This window comes from Allobosea sp. FG18, assembly GCF_057809495.1.
The window spans coordinates 116448-133882 of sequence record NZ_JBMDKB010000007.1; the positions used below are offsets into that span (position 1 = coordinate 116448).

Here is a 17435-nt window from a genome sequence, read left to right on the forward strand (position 1 = left end):
CATTCTAAGGGATCATCGTGCACGAGAACGGAGATACTCGGGAAAGGTCACGCCTCGTTTTCTACCCGCTTCGTCAAATTTCGCTTCATACAGAAGCGAAAGCTGCGTCTGGGGACGGCCGGTATCGTATCTTTTGCCGGTCTGCTTGAACAATCGATGGGTCGGCGCAGCGGCCTTCAATTCCGCAAGCAATACGTCGACGAGATGACCAAGGCCCGCCGAGTGCATCTCCTCTTTTGCGATGGCGCCCCGGAACTGCGAGATGGTCTGCTCGCCGTCGGCCACAACCTGCGCGATCGCAGCGCGCGCGCCGATGATGGTTCCAATGTTTGCATAATCGATCACGAGATGCTCCCGGTCGGCGAAACGATGGGCTCGATATCGCCCCGCTGCAGAAGGCGATCGTGCAGATCCGGCGCGCGTTGCCGGAGCTTATGGTGGAGCTTCTCCCAGAAGGGGCGCGCACCAGGCTCGCCGGCCCACACCATCATTTGGGCCCCGATCAGGGCTGCGCAGTGTTCCTCGACGGACATTCGGACGATCAAAGGCTTGGACACCAGAGCACCCCCGCGAATTTCGGTGGACAGTGAGATACTCGCGGATCCGTGAAGAGCGGCTTCGATTGATGCGATCAATTGAGTGGACCCGCAGAGGAATCGGAGTTTTCCTAACTCGGGAGTTCATCGAGCGGAGCAGCGGGGGCCCCGAGTTATAACTTTTCTGCGGATTCATTATAGCGCTGCTACGGGCTACTCTGTCGGGAGCTGAGCATTCCCCTTGCAAAGTCCAGAGAGCCGCGGTCCATCGGGAGAACACCTCTGGGGAATGCCCATGACCACCGATCTCAGCAGCTCCGAGCGCAAGCTCCTTGAATGGTGTGCGCGGACCTTGGTTCTGGAAAGCCAAGTCGTAGCCAGCGGTCTGTCGCGCGCGCTCAACGAGCTCCTGCTGAAGCGCGCTGTCCGGATGGTCGATCACCCAACGGTGCGCGAGGGGAAAGCTCGCCTAGTGCCGGCGGCCGCGGTGGAAGCGACCGATGCCGGCAAGGGGCTGCTTTGACGGGAAGGAGACAGGGTGTACCCTGTGGTGATCGCCCCAAATGGCCGTGTATGGACCAGGATTGAGGTTGGGATCCCATGGCAGGCGTCAACGGCGACGGATTGGTCCTATCGACTGTCAACGCTCCATACCGTCGTCGCATCGACGCGGAGACCCTATCCCAGTGTCTGAGGACTGGTGAATTGGGGACGTGGACCGTCCACGTCGCGACCTTCTTCGTCGATGTCCACCCGGAGCTTGTCGTTCGCTTTGCTGAGCGGCACGCTATCGATCTTGAGACGCTCATGCGGACCTACACTTCTATACGCGACGGGACGGGCGAACGTAGCCCGCGGTTGGAGGCTGAATTTGTCAGATTGGAAGTGGCTCCTTCACCGCACCTTCGAGGGCTTGCGAAGACTGGATGAGCGGGGATCCCCTGTCCCGAACTGGGTTCTAGGCGGCGGCACTTCTCTGATGATTGCGTTCGCTTGCCGGCCGTAGCACTCGCCGGGTGACGGTGTAAGATAGCTCCCGACCGATGGTAGCCAACGGCGGGCGTGAGACTCCTTCTGGCTTTCAACACCCGCGGATACTCTTGAGGCTCCGAAAGCCCTCACAGCACCCTCCGGAGCCTTCCATGGTCGACTTTGCAGCCATCCTGGAGCGGCAACGCGCCGCAATGACGCCTGAGGAGCGTGCGCGCTTCGACGAGGCCGTTGCACGGCGCGAGGCGCTCGAAGCGACCGAGCGGGCAATCCCGGCTGTGTTCGAGGTCCTCGGATGGAAACGGCCGTCCGGGCTGGCGGCGCTGAAGACCGGCAAGCCTGCGGAGCCTGAGCGACATGTCGAGCGGACCTACGAGCGAGAAGTGCGCATTCGCATCGAGCCGCGTGACAACGGCGCCAGAGAGGTCATCCAGTTCCTCGGCGCGGTGACCGGCCATGAAGCCTTCGAGCTCACCCCGGACCTCTGTGCTGAGCTCGCGAGCGACGCGGGCGGAACTTGGTCGATCTGTGCGGGGACGCCGAACCGCTACGACTCGTGCACGATCCAGGTAGCCGATGTGCTCGACTATATCCGCGACCGCCGGCCAGAGCTGGTTGGCGGGCTCCCGCTGAGGCCTTGAGCGTCCACATGACCACTCGCTCGACATTTGATGAGCAGCAGCGCCAAGAGAACACCAATGGGGTGTCGGTCCTGACGGACTTCACCGCTGAGCGCGATCGCATCTTCGAGGCCGTCGACGCTGAGAAATTGAAGCGGACGAACGCCTACGACGAGATAACGGTCGGCTTCGGCCTGGAGACGCTTTTCCAGAACTGCGAGGACGCCATAGAGGGGTCGTTTGAGACGACGGCTCCGGAAGAGCTGCTGCCGAGGGTTATTGCAGACAAAGTCCCGGCCGGGGGTAAGCCAAGGCTGCTCATCGAAGCGATCGTGAACTGGCGTGGCAATCTCGTTGTCGAAGCTCATCGGAAAATCAGGGTTGGTGATCTTCATCTCGACGAGGCTCCAGAGTGGAAAGTCGGTGAAGCGAGCCGTATCCTCTGGATCCGGGACGTAGGAAAGCTGGACGCCCTGTTCGCTTCCGACGACCCGGAAAAACGGCGCGCCGCGAGTGTCGCATACGAGTTCGTTGGGCTGGCGTTCGCAGAAGTCGTCAAGCAGTTTGCCGAGCACTTCGACGTGTCGATGATGCACCAAATCGGCGTCGAGTACGGCCAGGATGGGTTGGCGTCGAGGATACGCTTCCTCGACCCCACAGGGATACGGAAAGCTCGCTTCGACGAGGATCTGCGCGATCAACGCTCCTGGGCAGGCTTCTCAGCGGATGAGATCTGGAATGCTCAGCACGGCGCCCGCGGATCAGCGTCCTGGTTCCGGGCGGAGAAAGCTGCGCAGACGCTCTATCGTCCTGATGGGCCGCGGCTGCAGGACATGCACCAAGAATTCGCAAATTGCTTGAAATTCCTCGATGAGGCGATCGATGACGGCTTCTGGTCGCCGGCCGATCCCACTCCAATCCGTATCGACAACGAGCGGGATAAGGAAGAGGTCGTTCCGCACGGCATTCAGTTCAAGTTCCCGGATCCTGAGAAGGAGCCCGAGCCAGTCCCGTATGTCGAAGACCCGGAGGTCATCGGCTTCGGGAATATGCCGGTGGACACCCGCAAGCCCCCACCGGAGTCGCGACGGGACCCGACGCCGCCCCCGAAGGCACGGACGCCAATTGCAACTCAGCCTCCCGTGAAGCCCCTCGCCAAAATCGGTTTTGGACCGATCCCGACGGCATCCATCGCGGGGCTAAAGCGTATCGCCGTCACAAAGCCGCCTGAAGCCGCGACGCTTCCTCCACGAGCTCCCTCTTCCACCGGTACGACTTCGAGTGGTCTGGGAGCGCTCAAGAAGGCTAGGATGGATGCTTCAAGGCTTCATGCAGAAGAGGCCGCTCGGCTTCGTGCGGAGGAGGCGCCGCGGCTTCAGGCAGAAGAAGCGGCTCGGCTGACTGCCAAGGCTGTCGAACGGAAGAGGAAGCCCGACTACAGCGGATTGCCGGCCGCGAACTGGAGCTCAGAGTATGAGGAAGAGTTCGGTGCTGGCAGCACACTCGCCTTCGTAGAGCTGCTGAACGAGCATCGGGAAGCGACCGGTCGTCATCCAGTTCCTCACGGGGCATTTCCGACGAGCGCCCGCATCCTGCAGAACCTCGTCCGAGAAGCGCGTTCCTCAGGGCTGGAGCGCAAGGTGGAAGGGCCGAAGCCAGGCTGACACAGACGGAGGCGCCAAAATGCCAAAGAATGCGACTGGAGAAGCTGATCGCGTCGCACACGGAGAGCCGCTCGACGAGGATAAGCGACAGAAGGCCTACGAGAGGGCTGTGTCCGGCCTTTCAGACGCAATCGATCGGGCTGCGAAAACGATGGTCATCGCTGACGACTCCGAGGATTACGACGACGCCGTCATCGTTAGTTCGCACCCGTAAGAGCCGCGGGCGCTGCTACCCCTTCTCGTCCTCGATCTTCACGCGTGTCCGCCACGCTACGATACGAGCGCTGGCTCGATCGAGCAGCGAGAAGAAGCCGTTCCGCTTGTTCAGATCGACGGCCGAGATCTCGCCGCTTTGGATTCGCGCCGCATCCTGCTCTCGCGATCGGCGCTTGGCCTCGCGGCGCTTCTCGACGTCGAATGTTGGTGGCTCTGCCATCATGGGAAGGTGAGCGATATAGCCGCGGTGTCAACTCAGCCGCTCACGGCGACGGCGAATCCACCAGGCTCGGGTTCATTTCCTTCAGCCGCTCGATATAGGCGTCGTAGTCCTGGATCCCCACGCGCGTTGCTTCCTGCTCGGTCATCGCCCATGCCTCGGCATGGCCGTCGAGCCATTGCTGAAGGGTCAGCCCGGAGCTGTAGATGGTGCCGGCGCCGGCATCGAAGTGCATGACCTGACCGTCGAGAACGCCGACCACGTCACAATCACCGGGCTCATCGAAATCGAGATGCGGTGCGAAATCCTTGAGGAGCATGTCGGCGATCCTGATGCAGTGTCGGGAGAGCGTACCAAGAACGCTTGAAAGTCGCGCCGTCTGATCGCGCAGAACACATAGCCCTGCTGTCACTACTCGCAGGTCCGGGACCTCCCACTGACGACGATGATCGCAAATCGCGCTTCGTGAGCCCTCTACGGCTGGACGGCGTGCACGAAGTAATCTGCCTGCGGGAGTTCCTCGCCGGTCAGCTGTTGAGCTGCCTCAATCGAGATCGGATAGGAGAGCACAAGGCCGGGATCATCTTCGATATTGAAGGCAGTTAGAGCCGCCTTCACGCGATCCGGATCAACGGCAATGAAGCGCTCGAAGACAAGAGCATCGCCGCCGATCTCGAAGCCACAGAAGCAGAAGCGTTCAATCACGATCGCAGGCTTCCTGTGTTGCCTGCTCCCTGTAGCCCTCGCAGTTGGATCCCGGCAGGCAATGGCCTCCGGTCCAGCTGCAGGCGAAACCGGCGGAGGTGACGCCGCCGTTGCGCGGGGTCACCGTCATCCGCAGCTCGCAGCCATCGGCGGTCCATCCGGGATGGCTGGCGTGATCGGGAGCGATCTCGGCGTTTGGTTGCGACATCATCAGGATTCCTTCGAGCGGATGGCAGGCTTCTGCGCGTAGGCTTTGAAGATGGCTGCGATCTGGGCGCGCGCGGCCGACGACGCGTGGGCTTCGGTCCAGATCCAGGAGGGGACGCGACTCCCTTCCGGACGCCATCCGACCTGGACGAAGCCGCCGACCTCATCTTCCGAGTGAACAGTCAGCCGCCGGCGGCCGGGAAGGATCTGCGTTGCCAGGCGTGCGCCGGCATCCTGGCTATCGGTGTAGCGGGGCACGACGACGATGCTGTTCTCGTCACGCTCCATGCAGAGGCGGGCGAAGTCAGGCTCCAGGTCAGCGAGAATGTCGAGGACCGCGATGTCCTTGGGGCCCGAGGCGATCTCGTGGATGCCGCTCCAGCGATAGGGCTGCTCGTTCCAGAGGTTGAAGATGGCGAGATCCAGCTCCCGGTCGGCTCCATCGCCCTCCTCAAGCCGAAGAACGATGTTGTCGAGCCCGGCGCCGCCAACGGCATTGGCGAGAACCTCGGTAGCGGACACCTCAGTCATTGCGACCGCCCTCCTGCATCGTGGCGCCGATCGGAGCGTCGTTGCCAACGAGCTCGCTGCCGGCGGCGGTCGCCGTGAAGTGGTTGAGCCGGTGCCGGACCGCATAACCGTTCTTCGCGAGCCAGGCGGCCGCTGTGAGGTCGGTGCCGGCGATCAGGACGGGCTGGTCAGAGAGCCGCTCCAGCACCCGACGACGTTCGTCAGGATCTCAGGCATTGCGACGGACCTCAGTGGTGGCCGGGACAGGGGGCTCAGGAAGGACGTCCTTCAGGCCCCAGATTGTATCGCCGACCCGCTGCAGGAGATCGACCTGGGCGGCTTTGGCTTTGGAGGGCCGCCCGGTGTCCTCGATTTCCTTGCGGCAGATATCGACCAGGTGAGCGGCATCGAAGAAGCCCCCGCGAACGCCGTTGAGGTAGGAGCGATCGTTCGCATGGTGGACAGCGGCGCGCCGGACGAAGTCCCGATGCGCATCGATCTTCTCGCTCTGCAGTTCATTCGCCGGGCGCCCGGCGCGTAGCCATGACAGGTCGATGGACGCCGCAGCTTCGGGGGCGGATCCAGGCGCGGCTGGAGGAAGGCGCCAATGGGTCGGCACACCGCAATCCTCGACTGGCGCGGCCTTACCGTTGCCGGTCACCGTCCGCATCCACTTGCCGTCCTCGTACCAGGCGTCGGAGATGCGATCCGGGTTGCCGTTGGCATGGGCGTCGTGCGGACGGACCCACAGGTCGACTTTCCGGCCAGAGCGGGGAGCGCTGCTCATATCGAGCCAGCCCTCGGCATCGGGCATCGCCGACCACCAGACGTGCTTCAGCGCGTCGTCGAGAAGCGAGAACACGAACGCCTTCTCGGACGCCGAATAGCTGTTGGGGCTTTGGAAGTAATTCCAGGCCGAGACCACTGCCTTTTCGGTTTCGCTGAGCGCATCCCACCCCTTCTTGGGGGTGTCCACCTTGTCGGCCAGCGCCGTGATGCCCTGGAGCGCCGGCGCCACATGCCGAACGATCACGGGAATGATCGGGTGCTCGCCGCCGTGACGCGCATAGGCTTCTGGTGTCAGCCGGTACTCGACGCAGATTGCGAGAGCGATGGCGCGAGCGGCTTCGATCGCCTCGGGCGAGGCCGTAGGTGTGGTCGCAGGCATAGCTGGCCTCATTTCGTGGGGAGCTTGAGATTGGTCAGGACGAAGCTCGCCAGCGTCCGCGGGTCGTTGTGGCCGTTGGAGATGAGCTCCAGAGCCTCGCGAAAGGCATTGGCTTCACGGTAGGCGAGGTTCGCGAGCTTCTTATCCAGCCCCCCGGAGCCTCGCAGACGCCGTGGCGCCGGAGCGTACTGCCGGGCGGGGAGCGGCTTGCCGGCATAGTAGCCAGCGACCACCGATCCTTCACCGGTGGGGATCCACTTCAGCTCAAGCGGGAAGACAGGCTCGGAAATGCGGTGCCAGCCGTCGAGAGAACATGCAGGCTCGAATGTCCGCGGGCCACCGCAGGCAGGGGACTCGCGTCCGACCCGCTCTCCCTTGCGGCTGTAGAGCACGAGATCCGCCAGGAGCTCACCGCTGCATCCGTAGACGGCCTTGACCTTGGCGGGACGCCCATCGCTCGAAGAGACCCAGTCGCCGGGCTTTACTGGGAAGGTTACTGTCGTCATGAGCCCATTTTCCCGCGAGCCGCGATCGCTTCCATTGCCTCGCCCGAGACTTGATAGGCGTGGCGATACCAGTGAGCCGCGGTCTGATCATCGCAAGCGGCGGGATAGGAGCCATCCTGGACGCGCCTCAACGCCTGCGTGGCAATAACGAGCTGATCTTCCAGGACCTTGTACGAAGGGCGGTAGTTGGACTCGGGTGGCGACGTCGTCCAGCCACGCTTCCAGCAAAAGGCCGCGTAGGCCGCGACGTCGAGCGGATCGCCCTTGATCAGGTGCTTGAAGAGGGCCTGCCGGCACTCGGTCTCCCAGTCGTCGGTCCGCCAGTTGTCGCCGAATTCATATTTGTGCTGGGCCTTCAGGAGCTTGGCGCGCAAAGCGAAACTGAATTCCGCGACGAGCTTCTCGGTCTCGGGATGCAAACCATCGCCGCGTCCGAAAAGGCGAGTGATTAAGACCCGCACCGCGTCGCGTAAGCGGAGGCCGATCTCACGGCTGGAGATGAATGAAGAAGCGGTCATGCGAGCACCTCATTTGCGATGCGCATCTCGGAACGTTCGCGATACATCTGGGCTTCGAATTGCTCGACGCTCATATCGCGATACATCGCGGGGAGAAGGGGGCGCCACGCTTCGTAGGAAAGCCCTCGTTCATCCCAGATCGAAGCGAGCGAAAGACTGCCGGGCCCGTTCTGAAAGCGCTCAAGAACGCGGAGGAGATCCAAAAGATTCCAGTCTTGGAACAGCACCCGTGTCGAGAAGGCGAACCTGCGTGGTGGCATCGCGTCTGCCGGGAGCCAGGATAGGACCATCCCGTAGAACGTGGAGAGAATGTTGGCGAAGTCGACGCCTGATACGACGTCATAGGACGTCTCCAAGGAATTGCCGGAGCAGCGCTCGATCAAGGCCGCAGCCGCTTCCCAATCGAAATCAAGGCCTCGGCCGAGGCTCGACGGCGAGAAATCCACCGCGTCGCTGGTGTATGGTCCGAGGAAATCGGCGAACTGATCCTGAATCGATTTCATGAGGCGGCCAAGAACGATCGCGCATCGCCCTTCCCGCTCCGTCCGGGGCATCTGTTCCGCCTTCAGATGTCCCAACAAGAACATAGCCGTCGCGACATGAGGCAAGCGACACCACGCAGCATCACGCAGACGCTCGACATGCTCGTCGGTGAAAGCGAACAGGGATCGATCGCCGATGATCTGCTTGGCGACGGCATTCGTGAGCGCCTCAGCGACGGATACGCCCTGATCAACCGCGTTCAGGACACCGTCATCGATGAACGGAGTCGCCATGGGAAATGACTGTTTGAAATAATAGCGCCTCTCCATCGCCTTTGCGTCACGAGCAAAGATCAGCAGTCCCTCAAGAGTTGGGAGGAAGACCTCATACCCGCGCTGCGCAATCGGATTTGAGAACGGCGTGGTGGGAAGGACCTTGCCGGCCAATCCATCGAGTTCCTGCCGCTTGACGACGTCCAGCGCAGCGACATGGTCGAGCGGGCCGGGGGCGGAAACGACAACCTCTATGAAATCCCCGACGATCGCGCGCCCGAAGAAGACAATCTCCGTCGACGCATTTGCCACCATCGGCTGCCTGACCCACAGGAAGCCCAGGGCGGGCTGCCCGAGGATCACCTCGCCCTTCACCACGGCGAAAGCCGGAGTGGCCGGATCGCCCTCTCTGGACAGAACTTCGAGCGGCATCAGCTCTCTCCGGACTTGCCCGCGATAGCCGCCGCCTGAGCCCGCAGAGCGGCGGCACCGGCCTCCGCGAACGTCTCACCGAACCCGAGAGCGTCCTTGGTCTTGTGAGGCAGAGGTGCAAGCCCGCTGCCGATAAGGCCGTAGGGCTTCAGGTCGATCGACCCGGCGCCGCGGCCCGGCAGCCGAACGAGCCACGGGGACGGGCAGTTCGGGTTGTGCTGTACGGCGAAGGTGAGCGCCCGGAACTCCGCGGGGACAAAGCTGCCGGCGGTTGCCTCTCCCATCAGACCCTCGACCCGCTTTTCGACGAGGTGATCGATATCCGTGCAGATATCGCGCACCGTGTCGGCGACCGCCTGGTCGGGATCACGATCGGCCGGCCAGTCGAGATGAAGCCTGATGGAGGCCTCGATGGCGCTGTGCATCGAGAAGCGCTTCCGCGACCGGATTTCCTGCGACAACTGGGCTTCTTCGCGCTCCACGTCGCGTGTCGCGCGGGCAAGGGACTCCAGCTGGTCGATGTCGGATTCCTGGGGCTGGCAGTTGGACAGGCAGCTATGCGCCGTCTTCAGCACGGCAGCCATCCGCGTCCGGAAGCCGAGATGCCGGGCTTCGGAATATTCCAGGTCGTCGCGGGCGTCGCGGGCGCGGCTCTTCGAGTCCTCGCTTTCCTGAAGGGCCGCTACGTAGAGCTGATGCTCGGCGAGCCCCGCCGCGAATACCTCGCCGAGGGCCTCGGCCTCCGCATCCAGACCGAGCTCGATCAGACGCCCACGAACATCCATCACCCGATTGAGATGAGGGACATCGACCACGGCGCTGAGCGCTGCATCAGGATTCCGATCAGACATCGACGGTCTCCGTGTTTGCTGGCGCTTCCAGCTCGCGCGCGATGCTCCGAAGCAGAGTCTTGGCGTACAAGCATCGTTCGGAGATGAAGGGGCCTGCCTCCATCGCCTTTGCGACGCGTTCCTTGAATTCCGCGAGCGAGGGCGTTCCGTTGCCGAAGCCAACCTTGTGGTTGTGCCACTCGGCCTGAAGGGTCTCGACCTCGACGCAGAAATCATCGCCAGGGTCTGGGTGATGACCGAAACGCCCAACTGGACGATCAACCGGGACCTTTTTTGCGACGGCCAGGCGATCGGCGGCGTCATGGAGCATCCGGGCATCGGAGCCGCCGAGATAGTCCCGAGCGGTCGCCTTGCGGCCGTAGAGCGCCCTGCAAAGCCGCTCGGTCCCGTCCTGACCGTCGACGTCGGGAACAGCCGCGCCACCATCAACGGGCTCGGCGAGTCCGTTCAGCAGGACCGCGACGTTCTCCTCGGCCGTTCGAGCGGCGCCATCGGTGACGAGCCGCTCGTGGTCCGAGACCGGAGGCACGACGGCGATCGGGAACCACGCTGGCTGACCGTTGACGCAGATGACCTCGCGCTCGACATCGAAGCCGCCGTCGGCGCGGCGTAGCACGCGGTAACCCGTCGGCGTCGCCAGGTTGATCGCCTCCTGGATAGTCTTCTGCCACCAGTCGGCCTCGCTATAGCGACCGTTGGTGTAGCCGGCCGACCAGGCGCTCACGTCACCGATCGGCGTGGGCGTGCCGTCTTCCGCGAAGGAGTCTTCGAGCGTCTTCTCGCCGATCTGCCGGTCCCGCCAGTACAGGGTCTGTCCTTCTGCCTTCTTCAGCAGCGCTACGAGGCCAGCGGGCGCCGGCGGGGTATCGGTTGTGCTCGGATTGGCGTCTGCCATTTCTCAACCCTGTGCGAAGCCGATCGAGAGAGCCGGCCTGTCCAGACGGATTGATGCGCAGACGCACAAGGAATGAAATCGGAATCCTTCTACCTGCCGCACAAATCCGTGGACGGGCAGGGCGACTGCGCATATTTGGCAGCCTTGTTCTTGCATCGAGCAAGGCGACTGCACCAATTCCGTCCCGGAAACCCAAAGCGCCTGTTCAGAGATGGCTATTCAGACCACGCCCGAGTGCTATTCCTGGATCTGGCTTGCCGGTGCGACCGAACCAGTCGTCGCGGGGCGCGTGTTCCGAGACGGGAGCACGCTCGCGTTCGAGTATCTGGCCTCATACCTTGAGCGCCACGATGCGATCTCGATCTATGGACCGGAGCTGCCCCTGCAGCCCGGCCCGATCGCTCCTCCCGCAGGAATGGCGTTGGCCAGCTGCGTTCGGGACGCCGCTCCGGATGCCTGGGGCCGGCGTGTGCTTGCAAGTCAGGACCTCAGCAGCGGTGCCAGCGATCTCGACGGCGCAGGGCTCGACGAGATCGCCTGCCTCCTGAGATCGGGATCGGACAGGATTGGCGCCCTGGACTTCCAGAGCTCGGCAACCAGCTATACGCCGCGCTCGCCTCGCAACGCGACGCTTGCCCGGCTTCAGGATGGATCGCAGCTTCTTCAAAGAGGCGTCCCGCTCACGGGTGACCTCGAGGCCGCGCTCGTTCCGAGTTGTGCGGTCGGCGGAGCGCGGCCGAAGGCGCTGCTCTCAGACGGCAAGCGCTCGTTGATCGCCAAGTTCGCGGGAATGAGCGACAGCTTCGATATCGTCCGGACCGAGTTCCTCGCGATGCGACTGGCCCATCTTGCCGGGCTCATCGTCGCGCAGGTCGAACTCGCACCGGTCGTGGGGCAGACAGCGCTGCTGATCGAGCGTTTCGATCGCATTCCTGGTGACAGCGGCTGGGGCCGGCGCCCGATGGTGTCCGGACTGACGCTGCTCGGCCTCGATGAGATGATGGCCCGCTACGCCAGCTACGAGGATTTTGCTGCGATCATTCGGGATCGGTTTCGCGATCCGCTCGACACGCTGCGCGAGCTGTTCCGGCGCGTCGTCTTCAACATCCTGTGCGGAAACACCGACGATCACGCCCGCAATCACGCAGCGTTCTGGGATGGCGCTTCTCTGAAGCTCACGCCAGCCTATGACATCTGCCCGCAGTCCCGCCACGGCAACGAGGCGTCTCAGGCCATGCTGATCCAGGGCGAGCACCGGGAGAGCACGCTCGCGCGGTGCATCGCAGCGGCGTCGACGTTCGGGCTGTCGGAACCGGAAGCGACGGCGATCGTGATCGACCTGGTCGATGCGCTGAAAGCCAATTGGGACCGGGTTTGCGACGAGGCAGGAATCGACAAGTCGTCCCGTCGACAGCTCATGCGGCGCCAGTTCCTGAACCCGTACGCCTTCGAGGGCCTGGCCGTAGATTTTCCGAACGGCTAGGAAGCTCCCTGGCTTGAAGGGGCTGGAGGTTTGCCTTTCAACCGGTGTTCTGCAGCATCGACAATTGCCCGAGCCTTCTCCAACAGCTCATCAAGCTCAATGGATTCCCCGCGATCGAGCTCATAGACACCTTGGGCATCTCGGAGAATTTCGGCCCCTTCTCCGCCCATAGGGTACTGACTGAACGCCTTCTGCATCAACGAGATCCGATCTCTGTCTACGCCATGACGGCGCAAAGGCTGTCCCTACCGACGGGACAAAGCCCTCAGCACCGCGGCCATTAGCGCCCTGCTGTCCGAGGGCGCCCTGGCCTCGCAATGATCGGCCCAGACATCGTCGTCATCCGACGGACGATAGATGCCCATCACCAAGGGACTGCGCTTCAACCACACCCAGCCTGGAAGCTTCTGCTCCATAGCCGATATCACAGCGTCGAGGCTGGCGGTGAAGACCGGTGCGACCCAGCTCCGGCCACCGCCGGCCCATTCGGGCTCGCCGAAGAAGCATTCCGGGCCGTCGACTTCCTTGAAGCCAGTAAACGGCGAGCGGCCGTTGTCGTCGGTGTCGAAGCTGTCGAAGTAGGCCTGCGGAAGGCCGAGGGCCAGAGCGATGTCGCCATCCAGCGTGCGATCGGCGCCAGTACCCTGCTCAAGCCGCTCGATCAGATCAGCCAGCATCGTGCACCTCCGACTGGCGACCAACGCAGGGCGACGCCTTCCAGAGGCTGAGGGCTCCGACAACGCCGGCGATGACACCGCAGCCGATCGGTGGACCCCACGCCAAGATGGCGTCCGGTCTGTGCATCAGCAGCCAGGTTCCAACCGCAGCATCGAAGAGGCACAGAGCGATGAGGAGGATCGAGAGTTTCACTTGCGGTCCTTTATTTGCTGGCCGAGGCCCATTGCTGCGAACAAGATAAAGGGCGCGCATGCTTCAAAGCGAGACGGCACGCGCAAGGTTCGGTGGACGGACGGCGGCAGAATCCTAAATGCTGCGCCTATCCCTTGCCGATCACCGATTCCTCATCGAAGCTGGTTCGGAAAGAAGGACCTGCTCATGCTTCCCTCGCCCCTCCTATTCGAACTCGTAGATTCCCAAGTCGCGTTTTCCGTAACCAAGCAGCTCGTCGGCGGCCAGCTGTCGGTTTCGCGCCCGAGGAATGGGCTCCTGAGGCTGTCCGACGGGATCGATGTGCTTGAGGGCAACGCAACGCTTGTCCTTGCGAAGCTCAACTACCTGCTCTGCCAGGAAATGGTCCATCAGCTTTCCCTGAAGCCCGAATACCCGCCTCATTTTGACGCCGGCCAGATCATAAAGACTACCCTGACGCCGGAGAGCGCGAAGGGGAAGCAATCGAGGTTCGACGAACACATCCACGCGGAAACAGTCATCCTCGCTGCCAGTTCTCCGCTGGCTGCGAGCAGGCAGGTCGTCTACGAAACGACGGTCGGCAGAGCGAGGTCAATCCAGGTCGCCTCGGTCATCGAGGACACCATTTCGGACCTCATGCAGGTCTCGCGGCGCGCGATGCCCCAGGCCATCCACAAGATGGTCGTCGGGATGGGGATGTCCTGGACCGGTGCTCCAGACGCTGAAGAAAGCTATGCGAAGCTCTACGGACAGGACGCGCTGGAACGGGCGGTAACGGAACAGGACGCGGCGGACGACGCCTATACCGAAGCGGTCTTGCGCCACCTGAAGCGTTAGGCTGGAACGGCATGCGTCCTACGGAACTGCACATCCTGACCTTCCTGGCTCAGCGCCAGGGCACCTGGATCATCCCGAGTGGCATACCTGATCTGAAGGGCGGCTTCGGGAAGGTGTCTGGAGCCGCGCTTAGACATCTGAGGCTCGCCGGGCTGATCGAATACGGAAAAGAACCTCAGCATAGTCTCAACGGCTATCGGCTCACCGCACTGGGCGTCGAAACCGAGCTTGCCTGGCGGCATCGCATCGAGAAGTTCGACCGCATTTCGCGGCGGATCGTCGACGAGAACGGCGAGGTGGTCGCGCTCGCTCTTCTGCTTGGCAACGATCGCTGGTGCCTTTCCGACACCAACGGAATCCGGATCGCGAAGGAAGCCTTCGCCTCGCCCAAGGAAGTTCTCGGTGCCTTTGTCACGCGACAGATCGGGAATGCCTTGAAGACACGGGAAGAGGAGCTGAAGGCGGAAACCGCGATGCGTGGACCCTAAGCTGGTCCGGTCTCACCTGCAGCCGGAGCAGCAGCGAACTCGACACCGCAGCCGCTGTGGTCGCCAAGAGGTAACCAGGCGGCGCCGCCGTCGAAATTTTCGCAGAACCACTGCCAGCCGCTCTCGCCACTATCCCGCCCGTCGGAGTTGAGCTGAACGTAGGCCCTTCCGCCGCCGTCGATCGCCAGATGCAGGCCGACGTGAAGGAACCCGGCATAGGCATCGAACACGACACCGGTGCGGCCCTGAGCGTTGCGCACCTTCGCGCCCTTCCATCCTGTATCGTCCAAGGCCGTCACCGGGGCGGTTCTGGAGTTGAGCGCTGAAAGAGGGCCTCAAGGACACTCTCCCCCTTTGCCGTGAGAGAGCCGAGCGCACCCGCGGCGCGATTGGCGGTCGCCCGTCCGTGAGCCAGGCCACGGGTCGGCAAGCCGCGAAACCCGGGATGGCGTGTGCTGACGACCCAACCCCAACCGCCATCCCCGCGCTTCGCGTTGAGCAGGGCGTCCTTCTGGGACGGGCTTAGGGCCGCGATCTCATCAGCGATCTCTTGAGTGCTCAGACCAGCCATCTTCCTCCTGGGCGCCCGCTTCCGACGCTTCAAGCAGGCTAGCAGCAGGCAGTCATCAGGGCGAGGCGGCGGCTATACCGTTCGGTGGACGGGCGAGTTGTCATCGCGGCCGCAGCGCGGAGGAGCTTCGAGATCTGCTCCAGCCAATCTCATGGTCGGCCGACCACTCGCCTAGCCACTCGGCCACGCGAGAGCGAACGTCCTTCATCCGCTCCAGTACCGCGGCAGGGGCGTAGTTCGCACGATAGGAGCCGCCAGACACATCCTCGACAACGACCACTGCATCGCCACCGAATTGGTCGGCCGTGACGTCGAGAACGAACTCGAAATCGCCGTCAGTGACCCAGTAGTGGCCGCTCCAGTCCCCATTGCCGTCCCGGTAACCTCCTGGAAGGCCAAGGGCGGGGTCGACGTCCTCATCGGTAGCGTCAGAGCATCCGCCGAGGCACTCCCACCCGACGCCAGGGAGCTCCTGCTCCAGCACGCGCAGCAGGAAGAGCGTCGAAAGCCGGCACATGCCTGTCGACGGATGGCTCGCGTTGACGAGACCGCGCTGCCTCTGGAACTCGATCCACCGCGGCTCCAGGAAGCGGCGGACCTCGGTCGCGATCGCGAAAATCTCCTCGCGGTCGATCGCACCCTCGTTCGAAGCCATCATGGCACGAGAGCCGGCGCCGGCGGCACTTCAACGACTAACCTCGGGTCGAACGCTGGATTCTCTCGCTTCGAGTTCGGGGTGGGATAGCCAGCTTGGTTCGAAAGGATACGCGTCGCGCCGACCATGTAGTCGTGCGATCCATGATCGTGCCCGTGGATCCAGAGCGCGGGCTCGTAGCGTTCGATGACCTCCGTCAGGTCTGATGCGAACGCTGGCGAAAGAGAGTCGCCCCGATACCTGGGCTGGACCGACCCGGGATGCGGTGCGTGGTGCGTAACGACAACCGTCTGACCTTCGAATGGTTCTTCCATCCTAGCCGTCAGATAGGCCAGGTCCTCATGGTGCAGGCTAGCCGCATCCGAGGGAGTAAAGCGCCGTCCGTCATCACCATCGTCGACCCCAATCAGGCGGTGATCATTCATCGCCCGGCCGGCTGCCGCGCGACCGGCATTCGCGTCACCCAAGAGGGCATAGTTCGTCCATAGGATCGCGCCGATAAATCGGGTGTCCCCTATAACAGCGCAGCCCGGCGCGAGAAGACGGACGCCGATCTCGCGGGCAAAATCGCGCCCCCATTCGAGCTGCTGGGGTATGGTAGCCCCATAGAACTCGTGATTGCCGGGGACGAAGATGACTTCCTTCCCCAACAGCGGACCGTGCTTCATCTCGTAATCGATCCAGCGCAGCGACCCCATCAGAGGCTTGTCGATGTCGCCGGCGAACACAGCTACGTCGAAATCCGGGAGATCCTCCGGCAGTCGCCAGGGTGCGAATTCGAGGTGGATGTCGGAGATGACGAGAAGGTGCATGGGAAAATCCAGAGCGAGGCAGATTGAATTGGCATCCAATCCTTGCAGGGGGCAAGGCCTTCCGGTGGATAGGGGGGCTCAGATGCTTATCTATTTCGCCGTCGGAGCATAGAATTGATCATCTGGAATCGTGATCCTTAACCGAGGCGCCCCTTGGCAGCACACCCCCGTCCTGATCTCCCACCTCGGCATCCGCAGAACACTCCGCTCCACCAGTGGACGGACGGCTGGCTCAAGCTGAGCGTAGCGATGCACACGGATCCATTTTTCCTGGCGATGCACGATCACGAGAAGCGGGCGAAGGGCTGGCCGGTGACCCGCGCCGAGATGATCGCACTGCTGGTCGAGAAGGGCGAAGTTCCCGCAGCCGGTGTCGGCGCTGCGTCGCCATCTGCTTAGACCGCGAGCAATCGAGATGACAGAACCAATGAGTGCCGTCCCCTTGATCGACTTCCAGGCTTCGGTGGCGCCTCCCAGCATGCACCACTTCTCCATCTGGGATGTCGCTCCAAAGGAGTCTCTTGAGACGATTTTCGGCAAGCGCGAGGAAGATCGCATCATCGCGTCAACCTCGCTCAAAGACCTCAGCTGCCGGTCGCTCGTTACGTATTTGCGGCGTCGCTTCGGGCCTCCTCTCGCAGAAGGGACCCACCGCATTTGGGTGCTCACGACACCGGAGCCCGATGTCGAAATCTTCATTTTACCGTTCCTCGATCGCAACAAGGTGTCCTTCAGCATCGGCATTGACGTCGTGCGACCGCCGCGATCGCCGGGACCGATCCCTCACGAGGAGCAGGTCCGCATCGCGGATGCCTATCGAGCCCTGCTGATCGATCTCTTGCGCCCAGTCCGCGGGGACAAGGGCTTCATTACCGCGCTCGGCAAGGTCGGGACGCCCGCAGAACCCGCTTCCGCAAGCGCTTAGC

27 protein-coding genes are annotated in these 17435 nt (G+C 62.9%); 8 read left to right on the forward strand and 19 right to left on the reverse strand.

What is annotated here, in order from left to right; all coding sequences use genetic code 11:
• Positions 1 to 12: 12 nt before the first annotated feature.
• Together ACODTJ_RS10020 and ACODTJ_RS10025 are read right to left on the reverse strand one after the other, a co-directional pair.
• Entirely contained in the window at positions 13 to 345 is a 333-nt protein-coding gene (locus ACODTJ_RS10020; protein WP_488848461.1) for a hypothetical protein, read from the reverse strand.
• The gene (locus tag ACODTJ_RS10025; RefSeq protein ID WP_488848463.1) at positions 342 to 533 is read right to left on the reverse strand and encodes a hypothetical protein; all 192 of its coding nucleotides are present in this window, start codon (positions 531 to 533) and stop codon (positions 342 to 344) included. The genes ACODTJ_RS10020 and ACODTJ_RS10025 overlap by 4 nt, the downstream gene beginning before the upstream one ends.
• A 298-nt stretch (positions 534 to 831) precedes the next feature.
• Here ACODTJ_RS10025 and ACODTJ_RS10030 point away from each other — a divergent pair, with 298 nt between their 5' ends.
• From ACODTJ_RS10030 to ACODTJ_RS10040, 3 genes are all read left to right on the forward strand, one after another.
• Positions 832 to 1059 carry a hypothetical protein gene (locus tag ACODTJ_RS10030; RefSeq protein ID WP_488848465.1) on the forward strand — a complete coding sequence of 76 codons (228 nt, stop codon included), beginning with the start codon at positions 832 to 834 and terminating at the stop codon, positions 1057 to 1059.
• Between the two features lie 619 nt (positions 1060 to 1678).
• On the forward strand, positions 1679 to 2167 hold the full coding sequence (locus ACODTJ_RS10035; RefSeq protein ID WP_488848467.1) for a hypothetical protein: 489 nt from the start codon (positions 1679 to 1681) through the stop codon (positions 2165 to 2167).
• 8 nt (positions 2168 to 2175) lie between these two features.
• Positions 2176 to 3810, forward strand: a complete 1635-nt coding sequence (locus tag ACODTJ_RS10040) for a hypothetical protein (RefSeq protein WP_488848469.1) — start codon at positions 2176 to 2178, stop codon at positions 3808 to 3810.
• A gap of 229 nt (positions 3811 to 4039) precedes the next feature.
• Here ACODTJ_RS10040 and ACODTJ_RS10045 read toward each other — a convergent pair whose 3' ends face one another.
• The 12 genes from ACODTJ_RS10045 to ACODTJ_RS10100 all read right to left on the reverse strand — a co-directional run bounded on the left by ACODTJ_RS10045 (position 4040) and on the right by ACODTJ_RS10100 (position 10793).
• A complete protein-coding gene (locus ACODTJ_RS10045) occupies positions 4040 to 4249 on the reverse strand; it encodes a hypothetical protein (protein WP_488848471.1) in 210 nt (69 codons plus the stop codon).
• 40 nt (positions 4250 to 4289) lie between these two features.
• A complete protein-coding gene (locus ACODTJ_RS10050; RefSeq protein WP_488848472.1) occupies positions 4290 to 4565 on the reverse strand; it encodes a hypothetical protein in 276 nt (91 codons plus the stop codon).
• Positions 4566 to 4720: 155 nt separating this feature from the next.
• A complete protein-coding gene (locus ACODTJ_RS10055) occupies positions 4721 to 4951 on the reverse strand; it encodes a hypothetical protein (RefSeq protein WP_488848474.1) in 231 nt (76 codons plus the stop codon).
• On the reverse strand, positions 4944 to 5162 hold the full coding sequence (locus ACODTJ_RS10060) for a hypothetical protein (RefSeq protein ID WP_488848476.1): 219 nt from the start codon (positions 5160 to 5162) through the stop codon (positions 4944 to 4946). The genes ACODTJ_RS10055 and ACODTJ_RS10060 overlap by 8 nt, the downstream gene beginning before the upstream one ends.
• Positions 5162 to 5689 (reverse strand): hypothetical protein, encoded by a 528-nt coding sequence (locus tag ACODTJ_RS10065; protein ID WP_488848478.1) that lies wholly within the window; start codon positions 5687 to 5689, stop codon positions 5162 to 5164. The genes ACODTJ_RS10060 and ACODTJ_RS10065 overlap by 1 nt, the downstream gene beginning before the upstream one ends.
• The gene (locus tag ACODTJ_RS10070; RefSeq protein ID WP_488848480.1) at positions 5682 to 5876 is read right to left on the reverse strand and encodes a hypothetical protein; all 195 of its coding nucleotides are present in this window, start codon (positions 5874 to 5876) and stop codon (positions 5682 to 5684) included. The genes ACODTJ_RS10065 and ACODTJ_RS10070 overlap by 8 nt, the downstream gene beginning before the upstream one ends.
• A gap of 21 nt (positions 5877 to 5897) precedes the next feature.
• Positions 5898 to 6836, reverse strand: a complete 939-nt coding sequence (locus ACODTJ_RS10075) for a hypothetical protein (protein WP_488848483.1) — start codon at positions 6834 to 6836, stop codon at positions 5898 to 5900.
• A gap of 8 nt (positions 6837 to 6844) precedes the next feature.
• Positions 6845 to 7342, reverse strand: a complete 498-nt coding sequence (locus ACODTJ_RS10080; RefSeq protein ID WP_488848485.1) for a hypothetical protein — start codon at positions 7340 to 7342, stop codon at positions 6845 to 6847.
• Positions 7339 to 7860, reverse strand: a complete 522-nt coding sequence (locus ACODTJ_RS10085) for a hypothetical protein (RefSeq protein WP_488848487.1) — start codon at positions 7858 to 7860, stop codon at positions 7339 to 7341. Before ACODTJ_RS10085 ends, ACODTJ_RS10080 begins: the two co-directional genes overlap by 4 nt.
• Positions 7857 to 9047, reverse strand: a complete 1191-nt coding sequence (locus tag ACODTJ_RS10090) for a hypothetical protein (protein ID WP_488848488.1) — start codon at positions 9045 to 9047, stop codon at positions 7857 to 7859. The genes ACODTJ_RS10085 and ACODTJ_RS10090 overlap by 4 nt, the downstream gene beginning before the upstream one ends.
• The gene (locus tag ACODTJ_RS10095) at positions 9047 to 9898 is read right to left on the reverse strand and encodes a hypothetical protein (protein WP_488848490.1); all 852 of its coding nucleotides are present in this window, start codon (positions 9896 to 9898) and stop codon (positions 9047 to 9049) included. Before ACODTJ_RS10095 ends, ACODTJ_RS10090 begins: the two co-directional genes overlap by 1 nt.
• Positions 9891 to 10793: a hypothetical protein gene (locus tag ACODTJ_RS10100; RefSeq protein WP_488848492.1), complete on the reverse strand. Its 903-nt coding sequence runs from the start codon at positions 10791 to 10793 to the stop codon at positions 9891 to 9893. Before ACODTJ_RS10100 ends, ACODTJ_RS10095 begins: the two co-directional genes overlap by 8 nt.
• A gap of 211 nt (positions 10794 to 11004) precedes the next feature.
• Here ACODTJ_RS10100 and ACODTJ_RS10105 point away from each other — a divergent pair, with 211 nt between their 5' ends.
• Entirely contained in the window at positions 11005 to 12276 is a 1272-nt protein-coding gene (locus ACODTJ_RS10105) for a type II toxin-antitoxin system HipA family toxin (protein WP_488848494.1), read from the forward strand.
• On the opposite strand, the gene ACODTJ_RS10110 is transcribed toward ACODTJ_RS10105, so the two are convergent.
• Together ACODTJ_RS10110 and ACODTJ_RS10115 are read right to left on the reverse strand one after the other, a co-directional pair.
• The gene (locus ACODTJ_RS10110) at positions 12273 to 12473 is read right to left on the reverse strand and encodes a hypothetical protein (protein WP_488848496.1); all 201 of its coding nucleotides are present in this window, start codon (positions 12471 to 12473) and stop codon (positions 12273 to 12275) included. The genes ACODTJ_RS10105 and ACODTJ_RS10110 overlap by 4 nt on opposite strands.
• Before the next feature lie 48 nt (positions 12474 to 12521).
• Complete coding sequence (locus tag ACODTJ_RS10115; RefSeq protein ID WP_488848498.1) at positions 12522 to 12953, reverse strand: hypothetical protein; 432 nt, start codon at positions 12951 to 12953, stop codon at positions 12522 to 12524.
• A 379-nt stretch (positions 12954 to 13332) separates the two neighbouring features.
• On the opposite strand from ACODTJ_RS10115, the gene ACODTJ_RS10120 reads away from it, so the two are divergent.
• Both ACODTJ_RS10120 and ACODTJ_RS10125 read left to right on the forward strand, forming a co-directional pair.
• Positions 13333 to 13983, forward strand: coding sequence for a hypothetical protein (locus ACODTJ_RS10120; protein WP_488848500.1), 651 nt, complete (start codon positions 13333 to 13335; stop codon positions 13981 to 13983).
• Positions 13984 to 13994: 11 nt separating this feature from the next.
• On the forward strand, positions 13995 to 14471 hold the full coding sequence (locus ACODTJ_RS10125) for a hypothetical protein (protein ID WP_488848502.1): 477 nt from the start codon (positions 13995 to 13997) through the stop codon (positions 14469 to 14471).
• On the opposite strand, the gene ACODTJ_RS10130 is transcribed toward ACODTJ_RS10125, so the two are convergent.
• The 3 genes from ACODTJ_RS10130 to ACODTJ_RS10140 all read right to left on the reverse strand — a co-directional run bounded on the left by ACODTJ_RS10130 (position 14468) and on the right by ACODTJ_RS10140 (position 16509).
• On the reverse strand, positions 14468 to 14761 hold the full coding sequence (locus tag ACODTJ_RS10130; RefSeq protein ID WP_488848504.1) for a hypothetical protein: 294 nt from the start codon (positions 14759 to 14761) through the stop codon (positions 14468 to 14470). The genes ACODTJ_RS10125 and ACODTJ_RS10130 overlap by 4 nt on opposite strands.
• A 381-nt stretch (positions 14762 to 15142) precedes the next feature.
• On the reverse strand, positions 15143 to 15700 hold the full coding sequence (locus ACODTJ_RS10135; protein WP_488848506.1) for a hypothetical protein: 558 nt from the start codon (positions 15698 to 15700) through the stop codon (positions 15143 to 15145).
• Complete coding sequence (locus ACODTJ_RS10140; RefSeq protein ID WP_488848508.1) at positions 15697 to 16509, reverse strand: metallophosphoesterase; 813 nt, start codon at positions 16507 to 16509, stop codon at positions 15697 to 15699. The genes ACODTJ_RS10135 and ACODTJ_RS10140 overlap by 4 nt, the downstream gene beginning before the upstream one ends.
• A 249-nt stretch (positions 16510 to 16758) precedes the next feature.
• Here ACODTJ_RS10140 and ACODTJ_RS10145 point away from each other — a divergent pair, with 249 nt between their 5' ends.
• Complete coding sequence (locus tag ACODTJ_RS10145) at positions 16759 to 16908, forward strand: hypothetical protein (RefSeq protein WP_488848509.1); 150 nt, start codon at positions 16759 to 16761, stop codon at positions 16906 to 16908.
• Positions 16909 to 16951: 43 nt separating this feature from the next.
• The gene (locus ACODTJ_RS10150; protein ID WP_488848512.1) at positions 16952 to 17434 is read left to right on the forward strand and encodes a hypothetical protein; all 483 of its coding nucleotides are present in this window, start codon (positions 16952 to 16954) and stop codon (positions 17432 to 17434) included.
• Position 17435 lies beyond the last annotated feature (1 nt).

Excerpts from the sequence above, each read along its gene's own strand:
- ACODTJ_RS10025 (WP_488848463.1), bottom strand. The coding sequence starts at position 533 with ATGTCCGTCGAGGAACACTGCGCAGCCCTGATCGGGGCCCAAATGATG.
- ACODTJ_RS10030 (WP_488848465.1), top strand. The coding sequence starts at position 832 with ATGACCACCGATCTCAGCAGCTCCGAGCGCAAGCTCCTTGAATGGTGT.
- ACODTJ_RS10035 (WP_488848467.1), top strand. The coding sequence starts at position 1,679 with ATGGTCGACTTTGCAGCCATCCTGGAGCGGCAACGCGCCGCAATGACG.
- ACODTJ_RS10040 (WP_488848469.1), top strand. The coding sequence starts at position 2,176 with ATGACCACTCGCTCGACATTTGATGAGCAGCAGCGCCAAGAGAACACC.
- ACODTJ_RS10045 (WP_488848471.1), bottom strand. The coding sequence starts at position 4,249 with ATGATGGCAGAGCCACCAACATTCGACGTCGAGAAGCGCCGCGAGGCC.
- ACODTJ_RS10050 (WP_488848472.1), bottom strand. The coding sequence starts at position 4,565 with ATGCTCCTCAAGGATTTCGCACCGCATCTCGATTTCGATGAGCCCGGT.
- ACODTJ_RS10060 (WP_488848476.1), bottom strand. The coding sequence starts at position 5,162 with ATGATGTCGCAACCAAACGCCGAGATCGCTCCCGATCACGCCAGCCAT.
- ACODTJ_RS10065 (WP_488848478.1), bottom strand. The coding sequence starts at position 5,689 with ATGACTGAGGTGTCCGCTACCGAGGTTCTCGCCAATGCCGTTGGCGGC.
- ACODTJ_RS10075 (WP_488848483.1), bottom strand. The coding sequence starts at position 6,836 with ATGCCTGCGACCACACCTACGGCCTCGCCCGAGGCGATCGAAGCCGCT.
- ACODTJ_RS10080 (WP_488848485.1), bottom strand. The coding sequence starts at position 7,342 with ATGACGACAGTAACCTTCCCAGTAAAGCCCGGCGACTGGGTCTCTTCG.
- ACODTJ_RS10085 (WP_488848487.1), bottom strand. The coding sequence starts at position 7,860 with ATGACCGCTTCTTCATTCATCTCCAGCCGTGAGATCGGCCTCCGCTTA.
- ACODTJ_RS10090 (WP_488848488.1), bottom strand. The coding sequence starts at position 9,047 with ATGCCGCTCGAAGTTCTGTCCAGAGAGGGCGATCCGGCCACTCCGGCT.
- ACODTJ_RS10095 (WP_488848490.1), bottom strand. The coding sequence starts at position 9,898 with ATGTCTGATCGGAATCCTGATGCAGCGCTCAGCGCCGTGGTCGATGTC.
- ACODTJ_RS10100 (WP_488848492.1), bottom strand. The coding sequence starts at position 10,793 with ATGGCAGACGCCAATCCGAGCACAACCGATACCCCGCCGGCGCCCGCT.
- ACODTJ_RS10105 (WP_488848494.1), top strand. The coding sequence starts at position 11,005 with ATGGCTATTCAGACCACGCCCGAGTGCTATTCCTGGATCTGGCTTGCC.
- ACODTJ_RS10110 (WP_488848496.1), bottom strand. The coding sequence starts at position 12,473 with ATGCAGAAGGCGTTCAGTCAGTACCCTATGGGCGGAGAAGGGGCCGAA.
- ACODTJ_RS10115 (WP_488848498.1), bottom strand. The coding sequence starts at position 12,953 with ATGCTGGCTGATCTGATCGAGCGGCTTGAGCAGGGTACTGGCGCCGAT.
- ACODTJ_RS10120 (WP_488848500.1), top strand. The coding sequence starts at position 13,333 with ATGCTTCCCTCGCCCCTCCTATTCGAACTCGTAGATTCCCAAGTCGCG.
- ACODTJ_RS10125 (WP_488848502.1), top strand. The coding sequence starts at position 13,995 with ATGCGTCCTACGGAACTGCACATCCTGACCTTCCTGGCTCAGCGCCAG.
- ACODTJ_RS10135 (WP_488848506.1), bottom strand. The coding sequence starts at position 15,700 with ATGATGGCTTCGAACGAGGGTGCGATCGACCGCGAGGAGATTTTCGCG.
- ACODTJ_RS10140 (WP_488848508.1), bottom strand. The coding sequence starts at position 16,509 with ATGCACCTTCTCGTCATCTCCGACATCCACCTCGAATTCGCACCCTGG.
- ACODTJ_RS10145 (WP_488848509.1), top strand. The coding sequence starts at position 16,759 with ATGCACACGGATCCATTTTTCCTGGCGATGCACGATCACGAGAAGCGG.